We start from the raw sequence: 7952 nt of genomic DNA, 5'->3' as shown, positions 1-7952 counted from the left end.
TCAAGTAGCGTAAGCGATAGGTCACTTAAAGTGTCGCGGGATGGAGCAGCCCGGTAGCTCGTCAGGCTCATAACCTGAAGGTCGCAGGTTCAAATCCTGCTCCCGCAACCAACTTTAGAAAATCCCAGATCAGCCCGTGCAGACTACAAACAGCCCACCGGACTGTTCGATTAACGATCAAAACTCGTCAGGCTTATAACCTGAAGATCGTAGTATCGTAGTCTTTGCTGAGAAGGACAAAAAGACAACGACGATCCGCTTGTCAGCATGCCTCTTAGAAGAGTGAGCAATGTAGTAGAGTTATCAGTTAAATTCAAACTTTCGTCACTGGACGCTTTCGAAGTGCAGGTTTTTCCGTAGTCCCGAGAATCTTTCCGAAACATCTTGTTTCCAATTCGCGAACTAAGAGTTTCGAATTTAGCCGTGGACACATTTTTGCCATAATGCCATCCTGCCAAAGTGGGCGGCATGTCTTTATTTTTAGCACTTTCTAGTTTTTCCAACTGGATTTGAGGGGGTTACCTAGTTCGATATGCCGCCCCACGAGCAGTCTTCTGATCGTCCAATGAATGAAACACACTGTTGATACAATGCGCGTTCAAACCCTTTGTATCGCGCATCTGGGTGTAGTTATGGTGTACCTCGACAGCGCCATTAGATTCTATGGGCGCAGTTTCAGGTATCTTTCCATTGATCGTTGCACGCCGAATGATGTGCAATCGGCGATGCAGAGGTGCAACAGGTCAAGATAGAAATGCCATCAAAACGACCCCAACTAACGTCCTGAGAGCGGTATCTGAGCAAGTAAGCGCTACCTGGATAGCAAGTTTCCGCACCGTAAACATAAGCTCACTTTTCGCCTTTCAAGACTTGCTCTATGCCGGGTGCAGCATTCCGGTGGGGGCCGATATGAAACTCAGTGCGTTGGAAATCCTTTGCGTCATTTTGGCAAGCGCTGTGGCAGTGGCGGGTTTTGCCGGAGCCGTGAATGCGCTTGTTTCAGCGATTTAGTGTAGCAAAGCAGTAGGGCCTTTGGGCATGAGTTGTCACGCGCGTGGCAACTGATTGTTTGAGGCGTCGAGGGCTTGATGATAAGTCTCAGAACTTAAACAATTAAAAGCAACGTCAGTTCATTCCTTGTCGCCTGCCGGCGATCCCGTCCCAGCTCAAAAATCAACAGGTCTAGGGCCTACAATCAAACCCGCCTAGCCCAAGTCTCATTAAATTAGATTAAGCGCATTGCCTCTCATTCCACCTACCAGAGGGGTTGGCGAGGGGGTCGAGCCAACCCCTCTGAAGGGGATACACGGATCATCGAAAGTGGCCCGTTGAAATCAGATTATGCCAAGCGCGCAGGCCCGTATATTGGGGGTTCCCCGTAGTTGGAAAAATTAATCTTTCAGACACATTCCGGACATCTCACGCCGATACCAAGTTGATACGGCGCGCCTAGAAGATGTCTGATGATTTCTTGAGGGGGTACGAGTTTGGCGCGTCGTACCTTGACCCTCATTCAATTTCCCAAAGCATTATATGAGGCTAATGACAGTGCCCTGTTTCAAGGATGCATCTGCTGCATCGGCCAGAACCTGCGCGCGCAGCCCATCGATGATACCGGGTGCAAGCTGTCCTGAACCGGACACGGCGGCAACGAAGTGGGCCATCTCTGCCTGATAGGCGCCTTCGTAGCGTTCAAGAAAGAAATGCTGGGCGGGGGCTTTGCGGAAACCCGACGGAGTCGCGACCTCAACCGCATTCTCCAACATGTTTTCAGCCCGCAACATACCCTTCGCGCCATGCACCTCGATGCGCTGATCATAGCCATAGCTGGCGCGGCGCGAGTTGGAGATCTGGCAAATCTTGCCACTGGCCGTCGTCAGGGTTACGGCTGCGGTGTCGACGTCTCCGGCTTTGCCGATCTCGGGATCGACGAGCGATGATCCAATAGCGTAAACGCTGATAGGTTCTTCGCCCAGCAAGAAACGTGCCATATCCAAGTCATGGATCATCATATCGCGGAACAACCCACCCGAGCTTTCGATATAGCTGATCGGTGGCGGCGAGGGGTCGCGGGACAGAATGGTGACAATTTCGACCGCGCCGATCTCACCTTCGGCGATGCGGGATTGAATATTGGCAAAGTTCGGATCAAAGCGGCGGTTGAAGGCCGTCATGAAGGGCACGCCGGTGGCTTCGACCACTTTGATGCAATCGCGGATGCGGTCAGCGGACATGTCCACTGGCTTTTCGCAGAAGATCGCTTTGCCGGCATTCGCCGCTTTATGGATCAGATCGTAATGGGTGTCGGTCGGAGTACCGATGACGACAGCATCGACATCTTTGCTTTCGATCAGTTCGTCCGCCGACAGGATCTGTGCGCCAGTTTTGTCGGCCAGCATCTGAGCCGGTTCTGTGAATGCGTCCGCCACTGCGCTCACCCGTGCGCCATCAATCTGCCCGATCGAGCGCGCATGAACGTGACCGATCCGCCCGCATCCCAATAGCCCAATATTCAGCATGTCATGCCCCTTTGAACGCTTTCAGTACTCGGCGCGTCGCCTCGACCACCGGTTCATGTGTATCTTTCAGTATTTGAACGCGGTCGAACCTGTCCGGATCGGCATTCACGGCCGTTCGCAGGGCATTCCCAAAGGCCATTCGCAGCTCGGTCCCGATGTTAAATTTGCAGATTTTCGATCCGCGCGCCAGCGCAGCACGTTGCGCAACCGGCACGCCCGAGCCGCCATGGATTACCAGAGGTATATCGGTCACGGCTTCGATGGCGCGGATACGGGCCTCGTCCAGACCGCCCTCTTTGTTCTGTTGCAAATGGACGTTGCCGACCGAGATCGCCATTGCATCCACGCCGGTCTCTCGGGCGAATTGCGCGGCTTCCTCCGGGTCGGTTCCGTCCGAACCTTCACCACCCGAATAGCCGACAAAACCGATTTCCCCCTCGCAGGAGACACCAGCGGCATGGGCCATCTCGGCAATTGCAGCGGTCTCGGCGATATTCTGTTCCAAAGGCTTGCGCGATCCGTCAAACATGACAGAGGTGAAGCCGCTGTCGATGGCGATGTGGCATTCGTCATGGGTGTAGCCATGGTCCAGATGGGCCACGACAGGCACACTGGCCCCTTCGGCCAGATGGCGGAACATCTTGCCCAGAACCGGCAGCGGCGTGTGTTCACGGCAGGACGGTCCGGCTTGCAGAATGATGGGCACGCCTTCGGCTTCGGCAGCGGCCACGTAGGCACGCATGTCCTCCCAGCCCAGCGTCACCAACCCGGCCACGGCATAGCCGTCGCGCAGCGCGGGTTGCAGCACGTCCGATAATGTCACAAGGCTCATTTGAACTTGGCCACCATGTCCATAATGCCCGGGATCGTATGCAGCTGGGCTGCATGGGTCGGTTGGAAATACTGCTTCAGCGAGCGCTGACTGAGCCCGCCGAGGATGGTGAAATAGTACATTTCATACCCCGGCAAAACTGCGCAGGGGTGATAGCCCTTGTCCAGCAGGATCGTCGAGCCATCCATGATGTGATAGGCATCACCCGGCTTGTTGTCTTCGCGCTGCAGCATCTGGACGCCAGAACCATAGTTGGGCCGGAAGCGGAAATTATAGGTTTCGTCATGGCGGGTTTCGATCATTTCGCCATCGTCGCTTTTGCGGTCGGTGTCATGTTTGTGGCTGGGAAAGCCGGACCAGCCGCCCTGACCCACGGTATAAAGTTCAGACACCAGCAAGCGGCCGACCTTGTCGTGATGGTTCGCGCCCAGAATGTGTTTGATTTTTCGATGGGTTTTGGTGTCGTCCGATCCATACTGCACCAGATCCAGCTCGGGTACGCGGACATCAAAGGGTTCAAGTACACGGTCGAATTTTGCGCCCGCGATGAAGGTTTCGGTTTCATCCGTCATGCAGGTTATTCGAACCTTGGCGCCGACGGGAACGTATACGCCCTCGGGCTCGCCATCCCAGACGTCGATGGTGCGGTTGCCAAGGTTGGTATAGATCGCGCCGTCCACATCGACATCCACGGTACCGGTGGCGGGCACGATGCAGGTCTCATAGCCCGGTACGGCATATTCGAACACCTCGCCCTTTTTCAGTTTGACGATGTTGAAATAGTTTAGCGGCACCAGATCATGGTCGGCATCGACGATAGGTTTGTTCTGGTTGTCATGGGGCGCAATATGCATCTGCGTCTCCTTTCAGGTATCCGTGGAGCCCGGGTGTTGGGCCAGAAATTCGTCAAGTTCGGGCGTCGTCGGCATGGCCCCGGCGCAGCCGGGTTTCGACACGACGATCGACGCGCAGGCCGAACCGCGCAGCACCGCATCGCGCAGGTCATGCCCCGCAGCGATCGAGGCCAGCAGACCGGCCAGAAAACTGTCGCCTGCGCCGTTGGGCTTCACGGCGGTAACCGGGTAGATGCCGGTGCGGACCTCTTGCCCGTCTGCCAGCGTAATGGCCCCCTCATGGCCCATCTTGTAGATCACCATCTTGCCGTTGGCCGCCAATTCGCGGGCCTTGTCTAAACCTTTTTCGATGCCGCCCGCCATAAAGCCGAACTCTTCATCATTGCCTACGATCAGATCGCTTTCATTCCCTGCGCGGGTCAGAACCTCTGAGGCGACTTCGGGTGATGGCCAACTATAGGGGCGGTAATCGATGTCGAAGATCACCGGCAGGCCTGAGGCGCGCGCATTTTCAAACGCGCGGTAGGTGGCCGAGCGTGAGGGTTCCGCAGCAAACACCGTGCCCGCCGTGATCAGGGCAGAGAAGGCGCTGTAGTCGACCTCATCCATATCCGCCTCGGTTACCTGGAAATCAGCGGCGCCGTTGCGGTAGATGACATTCTGAAAGTCTTCGATGCAACTTTCGTAGACAGCCAAGGACGTACGCGCCTCGCCACCCACAGCTCGGACATATCTCGTTTCAACGCCATAGTCGCGCAGCCGGTTCACACAGAACCGCCCCACGGCATCATCCGAGACCGAGGTGACCAGCGCCGCTTGCGATCCCAGCTTCACCAGTCCGGCGCAGATATTGGCGCTTGATCCGCCCAGATCGGCGCGAAACACCTGTGCGTCTTCGCTTTTGGTTCCGACCGGATCCGCAAACATGTCCATTCCGGCCCTGCCGAACACGGCAAAGCGGTTACCTTTTATACCTTCAATCAGAGTCACGTGTGCCCCTCGGTATTGCCTGCCCGCGCGGCATCCAGCACCTCGGGGTAGGGATAGTTCAAGCCCAGCAACTGCCGCAGATCGGGACTTGCCTGATCAAGGAAATCCTGCGGTAGCGCAGCGGGCATATCTTCCATCGGTTTAACCCATTTGGGCAGGTACTGGATCAGGATCGCGCTGCGGTCGTGATCCGCTTTGTTCGGCATCGCGCAATGCCACGTCACGCCATAGAACAGAGCAACATCGCCAGGCTCACCGGTCATCTGCTCGCATTTGTCATAGAACTTGTCTTCGGGCGTGGGATAACGCAGCTCTTTCTGCGATCCGGGTACATAGCCGGTCGCGCCGCTTTCCTTGGTGAACGGGTCCAGCAAAACCGAGACCTGTGCATTCATCGGAAATGATCCATTCAGACCGACGGGATGCGTTTCGGGGCTGTGAAAGTCCCAATAGGGATAGTCGACATGCGGCTCCTGCCCCGGCCCGCCCGGCAGGATGCGATTAGCAGCGATCGAGCCCATGATGAACTCGGTCCCCAGAAACTTGCGGAGGATATTCATCAGAACCGGATGCGCAGCCATGCGTGAAAACACGTCGCCCTTGGCCAACAGATTCCAGACCCGCCGCTGCAGGTTCAGTTTGCCATCCTCTTCCGCAGCGCCTTGGAAATGGGTCACTTTCTCGGCCGCCGTTTCGGATTCGGCCATGACGATGGCACGTGCCTCGGCGATCTCTTCAGGGGTGAAAAGGCCCGAGATTGCGACGACTCCATCACCGTTCATCAATTCATCCACAATGACGTCTGGGTCAGCCGTTTCTACCTTGAACCGTTTCATCAGATGCCCTTGCGTTGTTTTTCGCGGGTCGATTCCCATTCGACATGGGCGTCACGAACCCTTTCGTCAGCCGAAGTGTGGGGCGTTCCAACCTCCCACCATGCATGGCCTTCAGTGGTCCAGCCTTCATAGGCGTCCACGTCCATCACAATCACATATGTCTTGTCGCTGGCCTTGGCGCGCTTGAACGCTTCGGCCAGTTCCGCCGGGTTCGCGACCTTTTCGCTGGTGGCCCCCATCGAGGCCGCGTGGGCCGCGAAATCAACGCCAAAGGCTTCGGGGATGGTGGGGCAGTCTTCCAGCAGGTTGTTGAAGCTTTCGTTGCCTGTGTTGTTCTGCAGCTTGTTGATGACTGCAAAACCGCCATTGTCCAGCACCAGAACAATCATCTTCTTGCGGCTCAGAACCGAGGAATAGATGTCCGAGTTCAGCATCAGATATGAGCCATCACCGCAAAACGTAATCGTGTCCTTATCCGGCTCACGCTCAGATTGGGCAATGCGCGCGCCCCAAGCGCCCGCGATCTCATAGCCCATGCAGGAGAATCCGAACTCAACATCAACGGTGCCAATATCCAGCGTGCGCCAGTTGGCGGTGACTTCAGCGGGCAGACCTCCGGCAGCGGCGACCACGCGGTCACGCGGGTCGCAAAGTTCGTTCACAACGCCGATGGTTTGAGCATAGGAATTTGGACGGTTCCCGTAAGACACATTTTCGGCCACGTAGGCATCCCACTTGCGCCGTTCGACTTGTGCCAGAGCCACCCAGTCGGGCGGGGCGGTATAGTCAACAGCCTGTGTTAGAGCCTGAATCGACAGCTTGGCATCCCCAACAACTGGCAAGGACATGTGCTTACCCGCATCATGCCGCGCAGCATTGATCGAGATGAACTGAGCGTCCTTGGCAAAGGCAGTCCACGAGCCGGTTGTGAAATCCTGCAAGCGCGTCCCGACGGCGACAATCACATCGGCTTGTTCCGCAATTGCGTTGGCACTGTCCGATCCAGTGACGCCAATCGGGCCAATGTTCAGCGGATGGGTCGCCAGCATATTGGCGCGGCCCGCGATGGTTTCGACGACCGGAATCTGAAACTTTTCGGCGAATTCGGTCAAATCGGTCACGGCTTTGGAATACTGCACGCCCCCACCCGCGATGATCATCGGGCGTTTCGCGCCGGCCAACGCGGTAGCGGCATCGGTGATTTCATGAGCATCGGGAGATTGGCGGCGAATGCGATGCACTTTTTTCTCAAAGAACTTCACCGGGTAGTCATAGGTCCAACCCTGCACATCCTGTGGCAACCCAAGGAACGCCGGCCCGCAATCGCCCGGGTCCAGCATTGTCGCTATAGCGGCGGGCAGAGATTGAATGACCTGTGCCGGATGCGTGATGCGATCCCAATAGCGGCTGACCGGTTTGAAGGCGTCATTCACACCAAACGTCGGGTCATAGTAATTCTCCATCTGCTGCAGAACCGGATCCGGTAAGCGGGTGATGAACGTGTCCCCGCACAACATCAGCATTGGCAGCCGGTTCGCATGGGCCAGTCCAGCAGCAGTCAACAGATTCGCAGTGCCGGGGCCTGCGCTAGCGGTGCAGAACATGAATCGCTGACGCAGCCACTGCTTGGCATAGCCTGCGGCGGCGAATCCCATGCTCTGTTCATTCTGTCCGCGATACAACGGCAGCTCATCCCGGACAGTATTCAGTGCCTCGCCCAGGCAGGTTACATTGCCATGACCAAAAATCCCGAAGCCCCCGCCACATAGGCGATATTCCTGACCATCGATCTCTATAAACTGGTTCGACAGCCAGCGAATGATCGCCTGCGCCGTTGTCAGGTAAACAGTTTCGTGTTGCGCGGACATGTCTGCGGGCTCCTTTAGGAAAATTATGATGCAGTGCCGAATGCAGCTTGCGA

6 protein-coding genes and 1 tRNA gene are annotated in these 7952 nt (G+C 56.5%); 1 reads left to right on the top strand and 6 read right to left on the bottom strand.

Going from position 1 to position 7952, the window contains the following annotated elements; all coding sequences use genetic code 11:
* The first annotated feature begins 34 nt into the window (after positions 1-34).
* Positions 35-111, top strand: a tRNA-Met gene (locus ACR0KC_RS11725).
* 1418 nt (positions 112-1529) lie between these two features.
* On the opposite strand, the gene iolG is transcribed toward ACR0KC_RS11725, so the two are convergent.
* Genes iolG through iolD form a run of 6 tightly spaced genes read right to left on the bottom strand, consistent with a single transcriptional unit; the run spans position 1530 to position 7899 of the window.
* Complete coding sequence (gene iolG, locus ACR0KC_RS11720) at positions 1530-2519, bottom strand: inositol 2-dehydrogenase (protein ID WP_480771876.1); 990 nt, start codon at positions 2517-2519, stop codon at positions 1530-1532.
* A 1-nt stretch (position 2520) separates the two neighbouring features.
* Positions 2521-3351, bottom strand: coding sequence for a class II fructose-bisphosphate aldolase (locus ACR0KC_RS11715; protein WP_170408596.1), 831 nt, complete (start codon positions 3349-3351; stop codon positions 2521-2523).
* On the bottom strand, positions 3348-4205 hold the full coding sequence (locus ACR0KC_RS11710) for a 5-deoxy-glucuronate isomerase (protein WP_170395026.1): 858 nt from the start codon (positions 4203-4205) through the stop codon (positions 3348-3350). Before ACR0KC_RS11710 ends, ACR0KC_RS11715 begins: the two co-directional genes overlap by 4 nt.
* 12 nt (positions 4206-4217) lie before the next feature.
* Positions 4218-5195, bottom strand: coding sequence for a 5-dehydro-2-deoxygluconokinase (iolC, locus tag ACR0KC_RS11705; RefSeq protein WP_480706597.1), 978 nt, complete (start codon positions 5193-5195; stop codon positions 4218-4220).
* Positions 5192-6031 carry a phytanoyl-CoA dioxygenase family protein gene (locus tag ACR0KC_RS11700; RefSeq protein ID WP_480771875.1) on the bottom strand — a complete coding sequence of 280 codons (840 nt, stop codon included), beginning with the start codon at positions 6029-6031 and terminating at the stop codon, positions 5192-5194. Before ACR0KC_RS11700 ends, iolC begins: the two co-directional genes overlap by 4 nt.
* Positions 6031-7899 (bottom strand): 3D-(3,5/4)-trihydroxycyclohexane-1,2-dione acylhydrolase (decyclizing), encoded by a 1869-nt coding sequence (gene iolD / locus ACR0KC_RS11695; protein ID WP_480706593.1) that lies wholly within the window; start codon positions 7897-7899, stop codon positions 6031-6033. The genes ACR0KC_RS11700 and iolD overlap by 1 nt, the downstream gene beginning before the upstream one ends.
* Positions 7900-7952: the final 53 nt, after the last annotated feature.

It is taken from the genome of Ruegeria sp. CF3, from assembly GCF_056537365.1.
This window is presented reverse-complemented; position numbering and strand designations above follow the sequence as displayed.